General features: G+C 72.8%; 15 protein-coding genes. 6 read left to right on the top strand and 9 right to left on the bottom strand.

Going from position 1 to position 18,414, the window contains the following annotated elements; all coding sequences use genetic code 11:
* Window positions 1-631: 631 nt before the first annotated feature.
* Window positions 632-1,294, bottom strand: a complete 663-nt coding sequence (gene nucS, locus ACFXB5_RS28480) for an endonuclease NucS (protein WP_385212785.1) — start codon at window positions 1,292-1,294, stop codon at window positions 632-634.
* 211 nt (window positions 1,295-1,505) lie between these two features.
* Between nucS and ACFXB5_RS28485 the strand changes: the two genes are divergently transcribed.
* The gene (locus ACFXB5_RS28485) at window positions 1,506-1,898 is read left to right on the top strand and encodes an SCO5389 family protein (RefSeq protein ID WP_037951008.1); all 393 of its coding nucleotides are present in this window, start codon (window positions 1,506-1,508) and stop codon (window positions 1,896-1,898) included.
* Window positions 1,899-1,935: 37 nt separating this feature from the next.
* Here ACFXB5_RS28485 and ACFXB5_RS28490 read toward each other — a convergent pair whose 3' ends face one another.
* Window positions 1,936-2,976: an LLM class flavin-dependent oxidoreductase gene (locus ACFXB5_RS28490; RefSeq protein WP_385212787.1), complete on the bottom strand. Its 1,041-nt coding sequence runs from the start codon at window positions 2,974-2,976 to the stop codon at window positions 1,936-1,938.
* A 206-nt stretch (window positions 2,977-3,182) separates the two neighbouring features.
* On the opposite strand from ACFXB5_RS28490, the gene ACFXB5_RS28495 reads away from it, so the two are divergent.
* Window positions 3,183-3,500: an ATP/GTP-binding protein gene (locus ACFXB5_RS28495; RefSeq protein ID WP_385212789.1), complete on the top strand. Its 318-nt coding sequence runs from the start codon at window positions 3,183-3,185 to the stop codon at window positions 3,498-3,500.
* A 75-nt stretch (window positions 3,501-3,575) separates the two neighbouring features.
* Here the strand turns inward: ACFXB5_RS28495 and ACFXB5_RS28500 are convergent, their stop codons facing one another.
* The 6 genes from ACFXB5_RS28500 to mce form a co-directional block, all read right to left on the bottom strand.
* Complete coding sequence (locus ACFXB5_RS28500; protein WP_385212791.1) at window positions 3,576-4,535, bottom strand: ABC transporter permease; 960 nt, start codon at window positions 4,533-4,535, stop codon at window positions 3,576-3,578.
* Window positions 4,532-5,776: an ABC transporter ATP-binding protein gene (locus tag ACFXB5_RS28505; RefSeq protein ID WP_385212793.1), complete on the bottom strand. Its 1,245-nt coding sequence runs from the start codon at window positions 5,774-5,776 to the stop codon at window positions 4,532-4,534. The genes ACFXB5_RS28500 and ACFXB5_RS28505 overlap by 4 nt, the downstream gene beginning before the upstream one ends.
* A gap of 81 nt (window positions 5,777-5,857) precedes the next feature.
* Window positions 5,858-6,763 (bottom strand): hypothetical protein, encoded by a 906-nt coding sequence (locus tag ACFXB5_RS28510; RefSeq protein ID WP_385212795.1) that lies wholly within the window; start codon window positions 6,761-6,763, stop codon window positions 5,858-5,860.
* 373 nt (window positions 6,764-7,136) lie between these two features.
* Window positions 7,137-8,075 (bottom strand): cellulose-binding protein, encoded by a 939-nt coding sequence (locus ACFXB5_RS28515; protein WP_385212797.1) that lies wholly within the window; start codon window positions 8,073-8,075, stop codon window positions 7,137-7,139.
* Between the two features lie 259 nt (window positions 8,076-8,334).
* Window positions 8,335-12,363, bottom strand: a complete 4,029-nt coding sequence (gene scy / locus ACFXB5_RS28520; RefSeq protein WP_385212799.1) for a polarized growth protein Scy — start codon at window positions 12,361-12,363, stop codon at window positions 8,335-8,337.
* A 259-nt stretch (window positions 12,364-12,622) separates the two neighbouring features.
* On the bottom strand, window positions 12,623-13,063 hold the full coding sequence (mce, locus tag ACFXB5_RS28525; protein ID WP_385212801.1) for a methylmalonyl-CoA epimerase: 441 nt from the start codon (window positions 13,061-13,063) through the stop codon (window positions 12,623-12,625).
* Between the two features lie 157 nt (window positions 13,064-13,220).
* On the opposite strand from mce, the gene ACFXB5_RS28530 reads away from it, so the two are divergent.
* Both ACFXB5_RS28530 and meaB read left to right on the top strand, forming a co-directional pair.
* The gene (locus ACFXB5_RS28530) at window positions 13,221-14,399 is read left to right on the top strand and encodes an acetyl-CoA C-acetyltransferase (RefSeq protein ID WP_121825405.1); all 1,179 of its coding nucleotides are present in this window, start codon (window positions 13,221-13,223) and stop codon (window positions 14,397-14,399) included.
* 100 nt (window positions 14,400-14,499) lie between these two features.
* Complete coding sequence (meaB, locus tag ACFXB5_RS28535; protein WP_385212803.1) at window positions 14,500-15,459, top strand: methylmalonyl Co-A mutase-associated GTPase MeaB; 960 nt, start codon at window positions 14,500-14,502, stop codon at window positions 15,457-15,459.
* A gap of 198 nt (window positions 15,460-15,657) precedes the next feature.
* Here meaB and ACFXB5_RS28540 read toward each other — a convergent pair whose 3' ends face one another.
* Window positions 15,658-16,239, bottom strand: coding sequence for a PepSY domain-containing protein (locus tag ACFXB5_RS28540; protein WP_385212805.1), 582 nt, complete (start codon window positions 16,237-16,239; stop codon window positions 15,658-15,660).
* Between the two features lie 112 nt (window positions 16,240-16,351).
* Between ACFXB5_RS28540 and ACFXB5_RS28545 the strand changes: the two genes are divergently transcribed.
* Window positions 16,352-17,008: a response regulator transcription factor gene (locus tag ACFXB5_RS28545; RefSeq protein ID WP_201851239.1), complete on the top strand. Its 657-nt coding sequence runs from the start codon at window positions 16,352-16,354 to the stop codon at window positions 17,006-17,008.
* Entirely contained in the window at window positions 17,001-18,401 is a 1,401-nt protein-coding gene (locus ACFXB5_RS28550; protein ID WP_385212807.1) for an ATP-binding protein, read from the top strand. The genes ACFXB5_RS28545 and ACFXB5_RS28550 overlap by 8 nt, the downstream gene beginning before the upstream one ends.
* Window positions 18,402-18,414 lie beyond the last annotated feature (13 nt).

An 18,414-nucleotide genomic window follows, 5' to 3' on the forward strand; every position in this document is an offset into this window, starting at 1 on the left:
GGGATCGGGGTTCTGCCCAGACCGCGGACGGGGGATCCGCCCCAGGCCCCGGATGGGGCTCTGCCTCAGGCCTCGGATCGGGCCGCCCGAGACCCCGGACGGGGGATCCGCCCCAGGTCCCGGATGGGGGCTCCGCTCCGGACCCCGGTTCGGGGCTCTGCCTCAGGCCTCGGATCGGGCCGCCCGAGACCCCGGACCGAGGCTCCGCCCCAGGTCCCGGGTGGCCCCGGACCTCGGGTGGGAGCTCTGCCTCAGGTCCCGGATTGGGGCTCCGCCCCAGGCCTCGGATCGGGCCGCCCGAGACCTCGGACCGAGGCTCCGCCCCGGACCGAGGCTCCGCCCCAGGTCCTGACTTTGCCCCAGGCCCCGGATCGAGGCTCCGCCTCAGGCCCCGGATCGGGGCTCTGCCCCACGCCCCGCACCGGGGCTGCCCGAGACTTCGGGGTCCAGGGGCGGAGCCCTTGGTAGCGGGAAGGGGCGGGGAGGGGAAAGCAACGCTGTGCGGCTCCCCCGGGTGGGCCGCCGGGCGCCTCGTCGGGGCCCGGCTTCGAGGGCCGGGCGTGAGGCCGTACGACGGCAAGGAGGCCGGGGCCTCGCGGCCCCGGCCTCTCGCGTCCGAGTGGGTCCCGCGTCAGAAGAGCCGGAGCTTGTCGTCCTCGATGCCGCGGAGCGCGTCGTAGTCCAGCACCACACAGCCGATGCCCCGGTCCGTGGCGAGGACGCGCGCCTGGGGTTTGATCTCCTGGGCGGCGAAGATGCCCTTCACCGGGGCGAGGTGCGGGTCCCGGTTGAGGAGTTCGAGATAGCGGGTGAGCTGCTCGACACCGTCGATCTCACCACGGCGTTTGATCTCCACGGCGACCGTCGCCCCGTCCGAGTCGCGGCAGAGAATGTCCACGGGGCCGATGGCTGTGGGGTATTCACGCCGAATAAGCGTCCAGCCATCGCCAAGTGTCTCGATACGATCGGCGAGCAGCTCCTGCAGATGGGCCTCGACACCGTCCTTGATCAGGCCGGGGTCGACGCCGAGTTCGTGCGAGGAGTCATGGATGACCTCCTGCATGGTGATGATGAGCTTCTCGCCCGCCTTGTTCACGACCGTCCACACATCGTCGTCGCCTTCCTTCAGCGTGCACGGCGGAGACATCCAGTTGAGGGGTTTGTAAGCCCTGTCGTCCGCGTGGATGGACACACTGCCGTCGGCCTTGACCAGGATCAGACGGGGTGCCGAGGGGAGGTGGGCGGTGAGGCGGCCGGCGTAGTCCACCGAGCACCGGGCGATGACGAGACGCATGGTCGGCAACGCTACTCGACCACCACCGCCGCACGCGATTCGTCCGCCGATGGACCCCTTCGGCGATGGCTGGTTGTGTGCCCATTCTCCTGGTGCGGGCGCAGTGGCCGAATTACCGTTGAAGCGGGCGGTCGTCGGACGGGTACGCTGCGTCGCCGTCCGCCCTTCCCATCCCTGAGACCCCGCGCGCGGGGTCGCGAGAGGAGAACCCATGTCGCTCGACGTCTCACCGGCCCTGCTCGAACAGGCCGAGCGAGGCGAGGTCGACGAAGCGGCCTTCGTCGACTGCGTCCGGAACTCCCTACCGTACGCATGGGAGATGATCAGCTCGTTGGTGGCCCAGCTGAAGGTGGACGGCGGGGAGTTCGCCGACAACCAGACGCCGCCGCCCGATGAGCAGGCACGCGGTCAACTGCTCCGCGCACTCGCCAGCGACGCGATACGCGGCGCGCTGCAGCGCCACTTCGGGGTGCGGCTGGCCTTCCAGAACTGTCACCGGGTGGCGGTCTTCCCGATGGACGCATCGGCCGACGAGCGCCTCGCCCGCTTCACCTCGGTCCGGGGGCAACTGCTCAACCAGTCACCCGAACTCCGCGACTGCTGACGGGACGTACGCTGCCGCTCCACCAGGGGGAGGTGTATCAGCGCAGGAGCGGCAGCACCTCACCACCGAGCCGTCGTACGTTCTCCTCCGTGGCCGTCAGATCGCCCGACCCCTCGACCAGCAGCGCGAACCGGTGGATCCCGGTGCGCTCGGCGGTCGCCGCCAGCCGGTCGGCGCACAGCCGCGGCGAGCCCACCGGATGCAGCTCGCACAGCAGCTCCGCGTAGGCCACCGGGTCGCGCATCCGGCGCTCCCGGCCGTCGACCGTCACATGCGCCTCAAGACCCTGCCGCAGCCAGCCGGGCATCGCCTTGGTCAGGATCTCGGCCGCCGCGGGGCGGGTGTCCGCGATCTGCACCACCCCGGCCGAGACATGGCGCGCCGCCACCGCCTCGACGTGCTCCGGTGAACGGCCCGCCGCCAGCGCGGACTTCCGCCACAGGCCGACCACCTCGGCCTTCTCCTCGTCCCCGCAGTGCATGCCGAGCAGCATGGGCAGCCCGCGCTCGGCGGCCAGCCGCACACTGGTGGGCGAGGTGCAGGCGACGACCACCGGCGGGGCGCCCACCACCGGCCCGGCGAGGGCGTCGTCGGGGCGCGGCACCACCGCCACCTCGCGGAAGGCGAACCGCTCGCCGTCGGCCCCCACCCGGGGCTCGCGCAGCCAGCGCAGCAGCAGATCGAGCGATTCGGGGAAGCCCCGCTCGTATGCCCGCAGACCCGAGCCGAAGACCTCGAGGTCCACCCAGGGCCCGCCGCGGCCGACACCCAGCGTGAACCGGCCCCCGGACAGGAGATGGAGCAGTGCCGCCTGCTCACCCAGCGCGACGGGATGCGCGGTCGGCAGTACGCTCACCGCCGTACCGACGCCGATCCGGCGGGTACGTCCCAGCAGCAGCGCGGCGAGGGTGACCGCGGACGGGCAGACGCCGTATGGAACGAAGTGGTGCTCGGCGACCCAGACCGCGTCCAGCCCGGTCTCCTCGGAGAGTTCGGCCGACCGCACCGCCCGGTGCAGCGCCTCCTCCTGTCCCTGGCCTGGGAATTGAGCGGCCAGGATGAAAGCCCCCACATCCATCGTGAAACTGCCTCCTTGTCGCGGCTGAAGTGCCGGCGCGGGCATCCCCCCATAGGCATTAACGCCTGACACGTGCCAAGGGCACGGCCGGGCATGAAGTTTTCATGATGATCAGAGGACGGGTGTGGACGACGGCTTTCCCGGAGGGTGACCGTAGCGCGTACGCTGGTCACAGCCCGTTAGCTCAAGCTCTGTCGAGGTGCCCCGTGTCTCCACGCCGAAACCGCTCGCGAGGCGGCGAGAAGCCCGTCGGCCACGAGAGCACGGACCGTTATGGCCTCGACAGCATGGAGACCTGGCAGGGGGAGGAGTGGGTGGTCCGGCAGGTCGGCGGCGGGGCGGCCGCCAAGCACTACCGCTGCCCGGGCTGCGACCAGGAGATTCCGCCGGGGGTGGCGCATGTGGTCGCCTGGCAGCAGCACATGGGCGCGGACGACCGCCGCCACTGGCACAAGGCGTGCTGGAACGCACGGGACCGCCGGAGCGCGAAGCTCCAGCGGTCCCGTAACGCACCGCGACATTGACTCGGGCGCGGTACGTCCGGCTCGGGCGCCCCGCATCCGGCTCGGGCCGCGCATCCGGCTCAGGCGCCGCGAGCCCTACACGTCGCGCTTCTCCAGCAGCACATAGGCGGCGATCATCGCCCCCGCCGTGACTCCGGCCAGCCCCCACAGCTGGGGCCAGCCGCTGTTCAGGCTCTCGTCGATCCGGAAGAGGGAGGCCAGCGCCTGGGGCGAGGAGTACTCCTGCATCTTCTCCCCCAGCTCGCGGAGGCTGTCCGACATCATCAGGAACGCGGGGAGGATGGCCGGGAGCAGCACCACACCGAGCATCGTGGTGATCGCGCCCGCGGAGTGCCGCAGCATGGAGCCGACGGCCAGCGAGAGCAGCCCCAGCAGCGACACATAGAGCCCCGCGCCGATCGTCGAGCCCAGGAGCTGGTCACTCGTCGGCTCCTGGACACCCGGACCGCTGTGCATCCCGGCACTGGCGAAGGCCACCAGCGCGAGCGCGAGGGTCGTGGTGGTGAACGAGAGGGTGAAGAACACCAGCGCCTTGGCGGTGAGCACCCGGGAGCGCTGCGGGGAGGCGGTGAGGGTGGTCCGGATCATCCCGGTGCCGTACTCGGAGGTGATCACGAGCACCCCGAGGGTGACGATGCACAGCTGGCCGAGCAGGGTGCCGAAGAACCCGGGGAGGGTGGTGGGGACGGTCTGGTAGTCGCTGTCGCTGGTGCTCGCCGACACCAGAAGGCCGATCCCGGCCACCAGCGCGACCATCACGCTCAGCGTCCAGATCGTGGAGCGCACCGACTTGATCTTGGTCCACTCGGAGGCGAGGGCATTGCCGAGGTGGGTCTGGCGGACCGGGATCGGCGAGGTGTACGGGCCGACACCGGCATACGGCTGCGACGGAGGCCCGGAGGGCACCGGCTGGTGCGGGGCCGACTGCGGCGGCATCTGCGGCGGCATCTGCGGAGGACCACCCTGCGGACCGCCCTGCGGAGGACCTTGCGGGGGGACGGGCGCCTGGTACTGCTGCTGGTACGGGGTCGTCATCGGGCGTCCTCGGTGTCGCTCTTGGTCAGATCGGCGGGGGCGGACGGCGCCGCGGGCGGCTGAGCCGGGGGAGCGGTGGGCGGCATCGCGGGGGCGGCCGGAGCGGCGGACGGGGGCGCCGGTGTGGTGGGCATCGGGGCGCCCGGGGTGTGCGGGGCGCCCGGGGCGTGCTGCTGTGGCGGGGCCGGGGGTTCGGCGTAGCCCGGCAGCATGGTCCCCGGCGGGAAGCCCATCTGCTGTGCCGGGGCGCCCGGCGCATAGCCGTACGGCCCGCCCTGCGGCACCGCGCCCGGCATCTGCTGCTGCAGTGCGGCGCGCTCGTCGATGGTCGAGCGGTAGTCCACCGCGCCCTGCGTCATCCGCATGTACGCCTCTTCCAGCGACGCCTGGTGCGGGGAGAGCTCCCACAGCCGGACGTCCGCCCCATGCGCAAGATCGCTGATGCGCGGCAGCGGCAGCCCGGTCACCCGCAGCGCGCCGTCCTGCTCCGGCAGCACCTGGCCGCCCGCCTCGCTCAGCGCGGCGGTCAGCTTCTCGCGCTGCCCCGGGTCGCCCTCGGGGGTGCGGACGCGAGCGAAGTCCGCGGAGTTGTAGGAGATGAAGTCCTTGACGCTCATATCGGCGAGCAGCTGCCCGCGCCCGATCACGATCAGATGGTCGGCGGTGAGCGCCATCTCACTCATCAGATGGCTGGAGACGAAGACGGTGCGGCCCTCGGAGGCCAGCTGCTTCATGAAGTTGCGGACCCAGAGGATGCCCTCGGGGTCCAGACCGTTGACCGGCTCGTCGAAGAGCAGCACCTGCGGGTCGCCGAGGAGGGCGGCCGCGATGCCCAGCCGCTGGCCCATGCCGAGCGAGAAGCCCTTGGAGCGCTTGCGCGCCACGTTCTGGAGGCCCACCACGCCCAGCACCTCGTCCACCCGGCGGGCCGGGATGCCGGACAGCTGGGCCAGGCAGAGCAGGTGCTGGCGGGCGCTGCGGCCGCCGTGCACCGCCTTGGCGTCGAGCAGCGCGCCCACCTGGCGGGGGGCGTTGGGGAGTTTGCGGAACGGGTAGCCGCCGACCGTGACATGGCCGGCGGTGGGCTCGTCGAGGCCCAAGATCATTCGCATAGTGGTGGACTTGCCCGACCCGTTGGGTCCGAGAAAGCCGGTGACGGCACCTGGCCTCACCTGGAAGGACAGGTTGTACACGGCCGTCTTGGCGCCGTAGCGCTTCGTCAGACCGACTGCCTCGATCATTCTCCGCCCCTCATGAGCATGGGTCGGGCGTGCTCGCCCCCGATGAGGCTTAGGAGCCTAACGGCGCCTTGACGGTTCCCGTTACTCGGGAGATGAGAGCGCATCGTAACTCTTGGGGCCGCCGCACCCTCCGGGCCCGCCGTGCTGCCCGTCCTCCGGACAGCGGAGAAGGTCGGGCTGCGGCAGCGCCCAGCCCTCCTCCTGGAAGATCCGGGTGCCGGTTCCGCGGACGGCGGGGTCGGCGCCCGCGCGGGTGACCCAGGCGCGCGGGTCCGGGCCGAGGAGCGCGCGCAGCCGTGGTGAGCCGGCGAGCAGGCGGGTGAGCAGGGCGCTCTGGTCGCCGCCGCCGGGGAGGGGGCGCTCGGTGCCGTCCGGGGACATCAGCACTCCGCGCTCGCCGACGTAGAGGTACGCGCCGCGGAGCCGCTCGCCGGACGGCATGACCATCGGGTACTGGCTGCCGGGCAGCAGGACGCGGCGGTAGTTGGGGTACTCGGTGGCGTCCACGGCCGCCAGCTGCTCGGCGTCCAGCCAGCTGATGACGAGCGGGGTACGGGCGCCGGGCGCCGTGTACGGGGCGGAGGCCACGTAGCCGTACCGGCCGATGTGGGCCGAGCAGCCGACCGCGATGCCGTGTACGTCGACCGGGACCATGGGGACGGTGGCCGGGTGGCCGGGGCGGGACAGCTTGTGGTGGAGCTGGGCGGGGGAGGCGTTGGAGCCGACCGCGATGACGGGGTGGCGGTGGGGGGTTGGGGGGTGGCCGAGGCGGGTGAGGACGGCGTCCAGTGGCTCTTGGGGGGCTTCGTTGTTGCCGGGGCGTGGGCTGACCGTCCAGGTGCCCAGGGGGCCTGGGGTGGGGGTGAGGTCCCAGAGCTCGCCGGTGGTGAGGAGGGTGGGGTGGGTGATGGGGCGGCCGGGGTAGGTGAGGGGTTGTTGGGCGGGGATGTCGGCGAAGCCGAGGGTTTTGAGGGTGCGGTCGGTCACGGGGGGTTGCCTGCCCCACCCCGCCCCTCCCCGAAACCGGGCCCCGCCCGGCCCCGCCGGGGGTTCCGCCCCTGGACCTCGGCTCCTCAATCGCCGGAGGGGCTGGATTGTTCCCCTGGAGGGGCTGGATTGTTCCTCTGGAGGGGACGGATTGTTCGCCAGGAGGGCCGCTGGATTGGTCGCCCGAAGGGGCTGGTTGTCCGTGCCGCGCCCCCAGGGAGGGCGGGTTGCCCCGGTCCTGGAACTCTTCGCGTCGGGGCGCGGCCAATGCCATAGCCAGCCTGGCCGGGAAGGCAAGTCTTGCCCATAACATGCGCGTGCCCCGCGCCGCTTGGGCGGCGCGGGGCATCGGGCGCTCCGGTGTGATCGAGGGTCACCGGGACTGCTGGGCCGGGACGCCGCGGGTGGCCGCCTCGTCCTCGCCCGGGGCACCGGCCGCGGCCACCGCCGCGCCGGTCAGCGTGGCCAGCATCTCGCGGACGTTGGTCAGCTGGGCGTTGATGCTGTCGCGGCGGTTGGTGAGGGCCGCGAGCTCGCGCTCGGATTCGCTGCGGATGCGGTCCGCCTTGGCGTTGGCGTCGGCCACGATGTCCTCGGCCTGGCGCTGCGCGGTCTCCACCGTCTGGCGGGCGCGGCGCTCGGCGTCGGTGCGCAGCTTCTCGGCCTCCAGGCGCAGCTGCTCGGCGCGGTGCTCGATCTCCGCGAGCCGCTTCTCGGCCTTGGCCTGACGCGAGGCCAGGTCGCGCTCGGACTGCTCGCGGCGCTTGGCGAGGTTGGTCTCGAAGTCGGCGGCGGCCTGCGCGGCCTTGGCGCGGGTCTCCTCGAAGAGGGAGTCCGCCTCCTCGCGCTTGGACTGCGCGTCCTTCTGCGCCTCCTGGCGCAGCGTGGCCGCCTCGCCCTTCGCCTTCTCGACGATCCGCGCGCCCTCGTCCTCGGCCTTGGACTTGCGGTCGGCGGCGAACGTCTCGGCGTCGTTGCGGACCTGCTGGGCGGCCGACTCGGCCAGCTCACGGTGCTGTTCGGCGGCGCGGCGAGCCTCCTCGCGCAGATCCTTCGCCTCTTCCTCGGCGAGACGGAGGATCTTCTCGACCCGGGCGCCGAGCCCCGCGTAGGACGGCTCCGAATCGTTGATCTGGGCCTGAGCGTTCTGCGTCTCGAGGTGCAGCTCCTCGATGCGCTTTTCCAGAGAGGTGATACGGGCCAGTGCACTGTCACGATCGGCGACGAGCTTGGAAATGCGGTCGTCCACCTGACCGCGGTCGTACCCACGCCGCACGAGCTCGAAGCCGAAGGGGGAGGAAGTGTCGCTCATGGGGTTCCTGTCGAAAGAGACCGGTGAGGTGATAGAGGGAATCCTAGGGGGCCGAACGGCGTGTCATCGAGTCAACGTCTGTTTGATCTGCAGAATGTCCAGCCTTTTGAGTGGCGGTAAGACGGAGACCCCGTCACTCGTCGGGATGATACGGACATGCCGTGATGGACGCAGCCTGACGCGAGACTTACGCGAAACCGACGCGAGACTTAAGCGAAACCTCGATAGGCACAGCTGAGACTCGTCCCCCCGGATACGGTTACCCCTCCGACCGCTTTCCACTCCTCGTCGCACCCGCACCCGCCGCTGTCTTGACTTGGCCGTTCTCCTTGCCGCCCGCGCCACCCGACGCGGGGGTCTCGAAGGATTCCAACGCCTCGAGGACGTCCTGGACACGGGAGATCTCCGCGTTGATGTCCTCGCGGCGGCGCTTGAGCAATTCCAGCTCGCGCTTGCCCTCGTCCACGATCTGCTGCGCCTCGTCCGTGGCCTGGGTCCGGAGCCGGTCCGCCTCCCGCTCGGCCTCGGACTTCTTCTGCTCGGCCTCCTTCAGCAGACCCTCGGCCTTCTTCACCGCCGCGATCCGCACCCGGCTCGCTTCGCTCTCCGCCTCCGCGACCAGCGACCTGGCCTTCTCCTCGGCCTTCATCAGCTGCGCGGTGGCCGCCGCGACCAGCTTGTCCACCCGCTCGCCGGTGGACTTCATCTGCTCCGCGGACTCCCGGCGGGCCCGCTCGTGCAACTCCTCGACCTCGGCCTCGGTACGGGCGCGCAGCTCCTCGGCGCGCTCCCGGATGGCCGTGGCGTCGCCCCGGGCCTCGCCCAGCATGGTGTCGGAGTCCGTACGGGCCTTCTCCACCATGGCGTTGGACTCGGCCGTGGCCTCGGCGACCAGCCGGTCTGCCTCATGGCGGGCCACGCCCACCATGGTGTCCGCCTGCTCCTCGGCCGCGGTCGCCGCGCGCAGCGCGGCCTCCTGGGCCTCGGAGGTGAGCCGCTCGGCCTCCGCCGAGGACTCGGTGATCAGCCGGTCGGCCTGCTCGGCGGCGTCCGAGCGCCGCTTGTTGGCGTCCTCGCGCGCCCGGTCGATCAGCCGGTCCGACTCGGCCTGCGCCTCGTTGCGGATCCGCTCCGCCTCGGCCGCCGCCTCGGTCTCGACCCGCTCGGCCTCGGCGCGGATGCGCGCCGCGTGCTGCTGCGCCGAACCGACGGTCTCCGCGGCCTCGCTGCGCAGCCGCTCCGCCTCGCCGCTCGCCTCCGCGCGCAGCCGGTCGGCCTCGTTCCGGGCCTCGGTGACCAGGCGGTCCGCCTGCTCGGCCGCCTCCGAGCGGATGTTGTTGGCGTCGCCGCGGGCCTGGGCCCGGGTGCGGGCCGCGTCCTGCTCCGCGGTCGCCCGCGCGTCGGCCGCCTCCGTACGCAGTGCCTGCGCCCGTGTGGTGGCCTCCGAGACCAGCCGCTGGGCCTCCTCGGTGGCGCCGCTGACGAGCGTATCGGCCTGCTCGGCGGCCTCGGCACGGGACTTGTTGGCCGAGCGCCGCGCGTCGTCGAGCGTCTCGTTGGCCTCGGCGCGCAGCCGCTCGGCCTCGTGGGTGGCCTCGGTGACCAGCCGGTCCGCCTGCTCGGCGGCATCCGCGCGGCGCCGGTTCGCCTCCTCGCGGGCCCGCTCGGTCAGCCGCTCCGACTCGGCGATCGCCTCCGCGACCGTGCGCTCCGCGAGCGCCTTGGCGGCCTCGGACTCCTCCGTGGCCTCCCGCCGCACCCGGGTGGCGTCCTGCGAGGCGCGCTCCCGCTCCGCGTAGGCGTCCGCGCGGACCCGGTCGGCCTCGGCCTGCGCCTCGTCGCGCACCCGCTCCGCGGCGTGCTCGGCGGTGTTGCGCAGCCCGGTGATCTCCTGCTCGGCCTGCTCGTGCAGCCCGGCGACCGAGTCCCGCACCTGCTGGGCGGTCTGCTCGGCGGCGGCCACCAGGTCGGCCGAGCGCCGCTCGGCCTCCTCGACCAGCCGCTGTGCCTCGGCCTGCGCCTCGGCGACCCGGTTCCGGGCGGCGGCCAGCAGCTCCTCGCTCTGCTCCCGCGCCGCCGTACGCTCCGCCTGCGCCTCCTCGCGGGCGTCGGCGAGCAGCTCCTCGGCCTCGCGGCGGCGGCGGGCCGCCTCCTCCTGGGCGGCGGCCAGGGCCTCGGCGGCCTCGGTGCCGATCCGCTCGGCGGCGCTCGCCGCCTCGGCGCGCACCCGGTCGGCCGTCTCCTGGGCCTCCGAGCGCAGCCGCTCGGCCTCCGCGGCGGCCTCGCCGCGCAGCCGTACGGCCACCGACTCGCCCTCGGCGCGCGCGTTCGACGCGTCCGCGGCGGCCTCGTCGCGCAGCCGGGCGGCCTCGTCCTCGGCCTGCTGACGCAGGCCGTTCAGCCGTTCGGCGGACTCGGTGCGCTGCCGCTCGATCTCCTCGGCGGTCTCCTTGCGCAGCCGCTCCGCCTCTTCGCGGGCGTCCCGCAGCGCCTGGTCGGCGGAGGAGAGCCGCTGCTCGGCCTCCTGGTGCAGCCGGTTGAGCTCGCCCTCGGCCTCGGCGCGGCGGTCCTGGGCGGCCCGCTCGGCCTCCTCGCGCAGCTCCTCGGCCGCGGTGGCCGCCTCCGACTTGACCCGCTCGGCCTGCTCCTCGGCCGAGGTCACCAGCTCATCGGCCTCGCCACGGGCCCGCTTCAGCAGCTCATCGGCCTGCCGGCGCAGCGCGTTGGCCCGCTCGATGGCCTCGGTGCGCACCCGCTCGCTCTCGGCGGTGGCACCGGAGCGGGTCTCCTCGGCGTCGGCCTTGGCCTTGGTCAGCAGGTCCTCGGCGGTGCTGGCCGCCTCCTCGATCTGCTGGACCGCCTCACGGCGCGCCTCGGCCCGGACCCGCTCGCCCTCGGCGGCCGCCTCCGACTTCAGCTGTTCGGCCTCGCCGCGCAGCCGGCGGGCCTCCTCCTGCAGCTCGACGGTCTTGGCGCGGTACTCCTTGGTGTCGTCCTTGGCCGTGCCCTTGAGCTGCTCGGCGGTGTCGTGCGCCTCGGCCCGCAGCCGGTCGGCCTCGTCCTCGGCCTCGCGCCGGATCCGCTCCGCCTCGTCGGTGGCCGCCTTGGTGGTGCTCTGCGCCTTCTCCGAGGCGCGGGTCAGCACCTCCTCGGCGCTCCGGGCCGCCTTGGCCAGCTGGGCCGCGGAGTCCTCGGCGGCCCTGGCGCGGGCGTCGTCGCCCGCTTCGGCGATCATCCGGTCGGCCTCGGCGCGGGCGTCGTCCCGCAGCTGCTCGGCCTCGGCCCGCAGCCGCTCGGCCTCCTTGGTGGCCTCGCCGACCAGCCGGGCGACCTCCGCCTTGGCGGTACGGGTGCGCGTCTCGTTGTCCGACTCGGCGGCCGCGAGCCGCTTGGCCGCCGCGTCCTTGGCCTCGGTGACCACCTTCTCGGCCTCGCTGCGCGCCTCCCGCAGCGCCTGCTCGGCCTCGTGCATCCGCTGCTCGGCGGCGCGGGTCTGCTCGACCGCGGCCCGGCGGGCCTGGTCCGCCTCGCTGGCGGTGGAGGTGCGCAGCTGCTCGGCGTGGTCGGTGGCCTCCTGGGCCTGGGTGCCGGCGTTGGTCAGCAGCCGCTCGGCGTCGGTACGGGCCCGGCGCAGGATCGCCTCGGCCTCGGCGCGGGCGGCCTCCGCCTCCGACCCCAGCCGCTGGCGCGCCTGTTCGGTCATCCGCTGGGCCTCGGCGCGGGCCTCGGCCAGGGCGTGCTCGGCCTCCGTCCGGGACTCGTCCATGAGCCGGCGGGCCTGTGCCTCGGTACGGGCCCGCAGCTGCTCGGCCCAGGCCACGTTCTCGTTGACGTGGGACTCGACGGTGGCGCGGCGCTCGGCCAGCTCCTGGTCCAGCCGCTGGCGCCGGGCCACGGCCTCGGCGTGCAGTTCGGCCTCGAGCCGGGACTGCCGCTCGGCCTGCTCCTGGAGCAGCCGCTGGGTCTGGGCCCGGGTCTCGCGCAGCTCCCGCTCGGCGTTGGCGCGCAGCTGGTCCGCCTGGAGCTGCGCGTCCCGCAGCAACTGCTCAGCCTGGTAGCCCGCGTTGGCGCTGTCGTAGGCGGGGCGGGCCGCCAGATTACGGCGCGCCTCATGCAGCTTGGCGCGCAGCACCTCGACTTGGTAGCCGAGGTCGTCGGCGTGCTGGACGGCCTTCTCCCGCTCGGTCTTCAGCCGCTCCATCTCGGCCTCGAACTTCGAGAGCTGATCGTCAGGCTCGTAGCGGTCGTAGCCCCGCACTGCGCGGTCCCATCCGTCCCCTGGTCGCATTGGCGGCCGGCTCCGTAACCCTCCGGGTTCCCGTGGTCCCTTGCGGTGCCCCGGGGTCCCTCGACGGGTTCCCTTGCGGTACCGACCAGGCGAGGTGCGTGCCGGGTCGGACCGGAGCTGGCCCTTCCGAGAAATGGTGTCAGATCATCGGCGAAGCCCGGGCCGGACCCCGAACCCTCTCCGTTTCCGTACCCCGGCCGATGCAGCACTCTACCGGCCGGGGAAGGGGTAGGTCAGTGGTCCGCTTCAGTGATCCTCTTCAGTCCTTGTGCGCGGCGGGATTCGCGGCGGTGACGAGCTCGGTCAGCACACCGTGACAGTCCTTGGGGTGGAGAAAGGTGATCCGGGAGTCCATCGAGCCACGGCGGGGCTGCTCGTAGAGGACCCGGACGCCCTTGTCGCGGATGGCCTCGGAGTCGGTGTCGACGTCGGCGGTGCCGAAGGCGATGTGGTGGACCCCCTCACCGTTCTTGGCCATCCACTTGCCGACCGCGGAGTCCTCCCGGATCGGCTCGAGAAGCTGCAGGTAGGAGGCCCCGCCGTCGGAGGTCTCATTGATTTTGAGCATGGCCTCGCGGACGCCCTGCTCCTCGTTGATCTCGGAGTGGAACACCTCGAAGCCGTACGTGGCACGGTAGAACTCGACAGTCTTGTCGAGGTCGGAACAGGCGATCCCGATGTGGTCGATTCTCGTCAGCATGGGAACAGTGCACCGCCGTACGGTCGGTTACGCAACGTGCGCGCGATCACACCGATGGGCCGGTGACCGCGCGGGTACTCGTCAGTACATTGACGATAACCCTCGTTAACTTCCTTCTCCTCGTGAAGGGGACGCACCAATGACTCGTACGACCTCTGTGATGGTGGCGGGCGCGCGCACGCCCATGGGACGACTTCTCGGCAGTCTGCGCTCGTTCGAAGGCGCGGACCTGGGCGGGATCGCGATCAAGGCCGCGCTGGAGCGGGCCGGGGTCGGTGCCGAGCAGGTGCAGTACGTGATCATGGGGCAGGTGCTCCAGGCCGGCACCGGGCAGATCCCCGCACGTCAGGCGGCGGTCAAGGCCGGTATCCCGATGAGCGTGCCCGCCCTCACGATCAACAAGGTCTGCCTCTCCGGGCTGGACGCGATCGCCCTGGCCGACCAGCTGATCCGCGCCGGTGAGTTCGACATCGTGGTCGCGGGCGGCCAGGAGTCCATGACCAACGCCCCCCATCTGCTGCCCAAGTCCCGTGAGGGGTACAAGTACGGCGCGGTCGAGATGCTCGACGCGATGGCGTACGACGGGCTGACGGACGCCTTCGAGCACATCGCCATGGGCGAGTCCACCGAGAAGCACAACACCCGGTTGGGCATCCAGCGCCCCGAGCAGGACGAGTTCGCGGCCCAGTCCCACCAGCGGGCCGCCGCCGCGCAGAAGAACGGCCTCTTCGACGCCGAGATCACCCCGGTGGAGATCCCGCAGCGCAAGGGCGAGCCGGTGGTCTTCGACAAGGACGAGGGCATCCGCGGCGAGACCACCGCGGAGCTGCTGGCCCGGCTGAGGCCCGCGTTCACCAAGGACGGGACGATCACCGCGGGCACGTCGTCGCAGATCTCGGACGGTGCCGCCGCGGTCGTCGTGATGAGCAAGGCCAAGGCCGAGGAGCTCGGGCTGGAGTGGATCGCCGAGATCGGCGCCCACGGAAATGTGGCGGGACCCGACAACTCCCTCCAGTCGCAGCCGTCCAACGCGATCGCGCACGCCCTGGGCAAGGACGGGCTGACGGTGGACGACCTCGATCTCATCGAGATCAACGAGGCGTTCGCCGCGGTCGCCGTGCAGTCAATGAAGGACCTGGGCGTCTCCCCCGAAAAGGTGAATGTGAATGGGGGCGCGATCGCCCTCGGCCACCCCATCGGAATGTCCGGTGCGCGCATCGCGCTGCATCTGGCGCTGGAGCTGCGGCGGCGCGGTGGCGGAACCGGCGCGGCGGCGCTGTGCGGTGGCGGCGGGCAGGGCGACGCGCTGATCCTGCGGGTGCCGGCGGGGAAGTAGACGGGAAGCGGACGGTCCCCGCGCGGGAATCCGGTTTCCGTTGTGGGCAAGCGATTGTGATCAAGCGATTGTGCTCGAGCGAGTGAGGAGTACGGCTCCCATGGCTGATGTGCCCACGCTGGTGGAGCAGGCACGGCAGGGGCGGCCGCGTGCGGTCGCCCGGCTGATCTCGCTGGTCGAGGGCGCCTCGCCGCAGCTGCGCGAGGTGATGGCCGCGCTCGCTCCGCTGGCCGGGGGCGCGTATGTGGTCGGGGTGACCGGCTCGCCGGGGGTCGGCAAGTCCACGTCGACCTCCGCGCTCGTCTCCGCCTATCGGCGGGCGGGCAAGCGGGTGGGCGTGCTCGCCGTGGACCCCTCCTCGCCGTTCTCCGGCGGGGCGCTCCTCGGTGACCGGGTACGGATGTCGGAGCACGCCTCCGACCCCGGCGTCTACATCCGCTCCATGGCCACCCGCGGCCACCTCGGCGGGCTCGCCTGGGCCGCCCCGCAGGCCATCCGGGTGCTGGACGCGGCCGGCTGCGACGTGATCCTGGTGGAGACGGTGGGCGTCGGCCAGTCCGAGGTCGAGATCGCCGCCCAGGCCGACACCAGCGTGCTGCTGCTCGCGCCGGGGATGGGCGACGGGATCCAGGCGGCCAAGGCCGGGATCCTGGAGATCGGCGATGTGTACGTGGTCAACAAGGCCGACCGGGAGGGTGCCGACGCCACGGCCCGCGAGCTCAACCACATGCTGGGCCTGGGCGAGTCGCGGTCGCCGGGCGACTGGCGGACGCCGATCGTGAAGACCGTGGCGGCGCGCGGCGAGGGGATCGAGGAGGTCGTCGAGGCGCTGGAGAAGCACCGTGCGTGGATGGAGGAGCATGGTGTGCTCGCGGAGCGCCGGATGCGGCGGGCGGCGGGCGAGGTCGAGACGATCGCGGTGACCGCGCTGCGGGAGCGGATCGGCGATCTGCACGGCGACCGCCGCCTGGGCGCGCTCGCCGAGCGGGTCGTCGCGGGCGAGCTGGACCCGTACACGGCGGCGGACGAGCTGGTGGCGGCGGTGACCGAACAGGGCTAGCGCGTGCGTTCGGGTGCGCCGAGGGTGCGTTCCGGGTGCGGGGCCGGGGCCTCCGGGGCGGGGCCCTGGACCGTATATTTACGGCGCCGACGGCCGATGACCGTTGGGTTGGCCGGTGATTGGCGCCACAAATACACGTAAGCGTCCAGGACCCCACCCCTCCGACCCCGTCCCCTCCTGTCTCGTCGGCGGCTCTCCCTAGTCGTCGTCGCTGTCGTCGTCGCCGTGGTCGTCGTCGGCCGGGGCCTGGGTGACCTTGCCCGAGTGGGCGTCTACGGTCAGGTCACGCTCCTTGTGGTTCTTGACGGTCTCGACCTCCCACACCGGGGTGTGGTCGCCGTCGAACTCCACGGAGGTCACGGTGGACTGGGGCGCGGCCTTCCGGGCCGCCTCGATGGCCGAGACGTCGGCGTTCCGCAGGGCCTTGGCCTCGGCGGCGTCCTCGGGGTCGGTGTCCCTGTCGACGTGCTGGCCGATCACCTTGCCGTTGGCGTCCAGCGTGACCTCGTGCCACTTGCCGTCCTTGCCCAGGACGTCCGCCTCCCAGCGGCCGTGGTCGCGGTCGATGGAGTCCAGCGTGCCCGGGACGGCCTTCAGCGCGGCGTCGGCCGCCTGGGTCAGCGAGGCGCCGGTGGGCGCGGCCGCCGGGGACGCGGACCGGGCCGCCGGGGACGAGGACTGGGCCGCCGGGGACGAGGACTGGGTGCCCGCCACCGCGACGGCCGTACCGCCGCCGACCAGGGCGGCCGCGGCGACAGATGCGATGATGATGCGCTTCATGTGGGTTCCTCCCCATTCGTGTTCGGACGCCAACCACCCTGGCCGATCCATGCTGAAGCCCACCTGAAGCCGCCTGAAGAGATCTTCAGGTTCGCTCTGCGACGCTGGCCGCATGCGTTTGCTGATCGTGGAGGACGAGCGGCGGCTGGCCCTGTCGCTGGCCAAGGGGCTGCGGGCGGAGGGGTTCGCCGTCGATGTGGCGCACGACGGCCGGGAGGGGCTGCACCGTGCGCAGGAGGGGGTGTACGACCTCGTCGTCCTCGACATCATGCTGCCGGGGCTGAACGGCTACCGCGTGTGCGGGGCGCTCCGGGCGGCCGGGCACGACGTCCCGATCCTGATGCTCACCGCCAAGGACGGCGAGTACGACGAGGCGGAGGGGCTCGACACCGGGGCGGACGACTATCTGACCAAGCCGTTCTCGTATGTGGTGCTGGTGGCGCGGATCCGGGCGCTGCTGCGGCGGCGCGGCCCCGGGGCCTCGCCCGTGGTGCGGGTGGGGCCGCTCACGGTGGACCGGGGCGCGCGCCGGGTGGAGCGGGACGGCCGGGAGGTGCCGCTGACCGCCAAGGAGTTCTCCGTGCTGGAGCAGTTGGCGACGCGGGCGGGGGACGTCGTCTCCAAGCCGGACATCCTGGAGCATGTGTGGGACTTCGCCTACGACGGTGACCCCAACATCGTCGAGGTGTATGTGAGCGCCCTGCGCCGCAAGTTGGGCGCGGGGCTCATCGAGACCGTACGGGGAGCGGGGTACCGGCTCCGTGCGTAAGGTGTTCGGTTCGGTACGGGCGCGGGCCGCGCTCGGGGCGACCCTGGTGGTGGCGGTGGCCCTGGTGGCGGCGGGGATCGCGCTGCTGCAGGTGCTGCGCGCCGATCTGGGGGACCAGGCGCGGCTGAAGGCCCAGGTGGACGCGCGGGAGGTGGCGTCGAAGATAGCCGCCGGGGCGGGCTACGGGGCGCTGAAGCTGGACGAGAGCGTCCCGGTGCAGGTCGTGGACGAGGACGGCCGGGTGCGGGCGGTCAGCGAGGATCTGGAGGCCGTGAAGGGCACCGGGAGCGCGTCCGTGAGGCCCGTGGCGCCCGCCCCTGAGAGCGACGACGACACCGACGATGACGACCGAGCCGCCGGAAAGGTCTCCTCCGGGGAGGAGTACGGCGACGGCTCCGCCCGTGTCGACGGGGAGACCGCGGACTACGTCTGGGCGGCCGTGGAGGCCACCGACACATCCGGCGAGGACGTCACCGTCTACGCGGGCGCCCCGCTGGCCACCGAGCGCGGCGCGGTCACCACGGTGCGGGACGCGATGCTGCTCGGGCTGCCGCTGCTGCTGCTGGTCGTGGCGGCCGTGACCTGGCTGGTGACCCGGCGCGCGCTGCGGCCCGTGGAGGGCATCCGGCGTGAGATGGCCGCCATCACGGCGAGCACGGACCTGGCCCGGCGGGTGCCCGAGCCGGGGTCGCACGACGAGGTGGCGCGGCTGGCCCGGACCACCAACGAGACGCTCACGGCGCTGGAGGCGTCCGTGGAGCGGCAGCGGGCCTTCGTGGCCGACGCCTCTCATGAGCTGCGCTCCCCGGTGGCCTCGCTCCGTACCCAGCTGGAGGTGGGCGCCGCCCATCCGGAGCTGCTGGACCTGGACGGCGCGGTGGCGGACGTGGTGCGGCTCCAGCGGCTCGCGGCCGATCTGCTGCTGCTGGCCCGGCTGGACGCGGGGGAGCGGCCCGCCGGAGGGACGCCGGTGGCGCTGGACGCCCTGGTGCGCGAGGAGCTGGCCCAGCGGGTGGCGGACCGGGTGCCGGTGCGGGACGAGGCGGCGCCGGTCGCGGTGGAGGGCTCGCGCGGGCAGCTGGCCCAGGTGCTGGGCAATCTGGTCGACAACGCCCAGCGGCACGCCCGGAGCGGGGTGCGGGTGGCGGTGCGCGAGGAGGGCCGGTGGGCCGTGCTGGAGGTCGCGGACGATGGCGCGGGGGTGCCCGAGGCCGAGCGGGAGCGGATCTTCGAGCGGTTCGTACGGCTCGACGACGCCCGCAGCCGCGACGATGGCGGGGCCGGGCTCGGCCTCGCCATCGCGCGGGACGTGGCGGTGCGCCACGGCGGCACGCTGACCGTCCGGGCGGCCCCCGAGGGCGGCGCCCTGTTCGAGCTGCGGCTGCCGACGTAGGTCGTGCGGCCGG

Origin of the sequence: Streptomyces sp. NPDC059455 (genome assembly GCF_042750115.1) — a bacterium.
Classification (GTDB): domain Bacteria; phylum Actinomycetota; class Actinomycetes; order Streptomycetales; family Streptomycetaceae; genus Streptomyces; species Streptomyces endocoffeicus.

Coding starts and splice junctions, on each gene's coding strand:
- nucS (WP_385212785.1), bottom strand. CDS start 1,294: ATGCGTCTCGTCATCGCCCGGTGCTCGGTGGACTACGCCGGCCGCCTC.
- ACFXB5_RS28485 (WP_037951008.1), top strand. CDS start 1,506: ATGTCGCTCGACGTCTCACCGGCCCTGCTCGAACAGGCCGAGCGAGGC.
- ACFXB5_RS28490 (WP_385212787.1), bottom strand. CDS start 2,976: ATGGATGTGGGGGCTTTCATCCTGGCCGCTCAATTCCCAGGCCAGGGA.
- ACFXB5_RS28500 (WP_385212791.1), bottom strand. CDS start 4,535: ATGACGACCCCGTACCAGCAGCAGTACCAGGCGCCCGTCCCCCCGCAA.
- ACFXB5_RS28505 (WP_385212793.1), bottom strand. CDS start 5,776: ATGATCGAGGCAGTCGGTCTGACGAAGCGCTACGGCGCCAAGACGGCC.
- ACFXB5_RS28515 (WP_385212797.1), bottom strand. CDS start 8,075: ATGAGCGACACTTCCTCCCCCTTCGGCTTCGAGCTCGTGCGGCGTGGG.
- scy (WP_385212799.1), bottom strand. CDS start 12,363: ATGCGACCAGGGGACGGATGGGACCGCGCAGTGCGGGGCTACGACCGC.
- mce (WP_385212801.1), bottom strand. CDS start 13,063: ATGCTGACGAGAATCGACCACATCGGGATCGCCTGTTCCGACCTCGAC.
- meaB (WP_385212803.1), top strand. CDS start 14,500: ATGGCTGATGTGCCCACGCTGGTGGAGCAGGCACGGCAGGGGCGGCCG.
- ACFXB5_RS28540 (WP_385212805.1), bottom strand. CDS start 16,239: ATGAAGCGCATCATCATCGCATCTGTCGCCGCGGCCGCCCTGGTCGGC.
- ACFXB5_RS28545 (WP_201851239.1), top strand. CDS start 16,352: ATGCGTTTGCTGATCGTGGAGGACGAGCGGCGGCTGGCCCTGTCGCTG.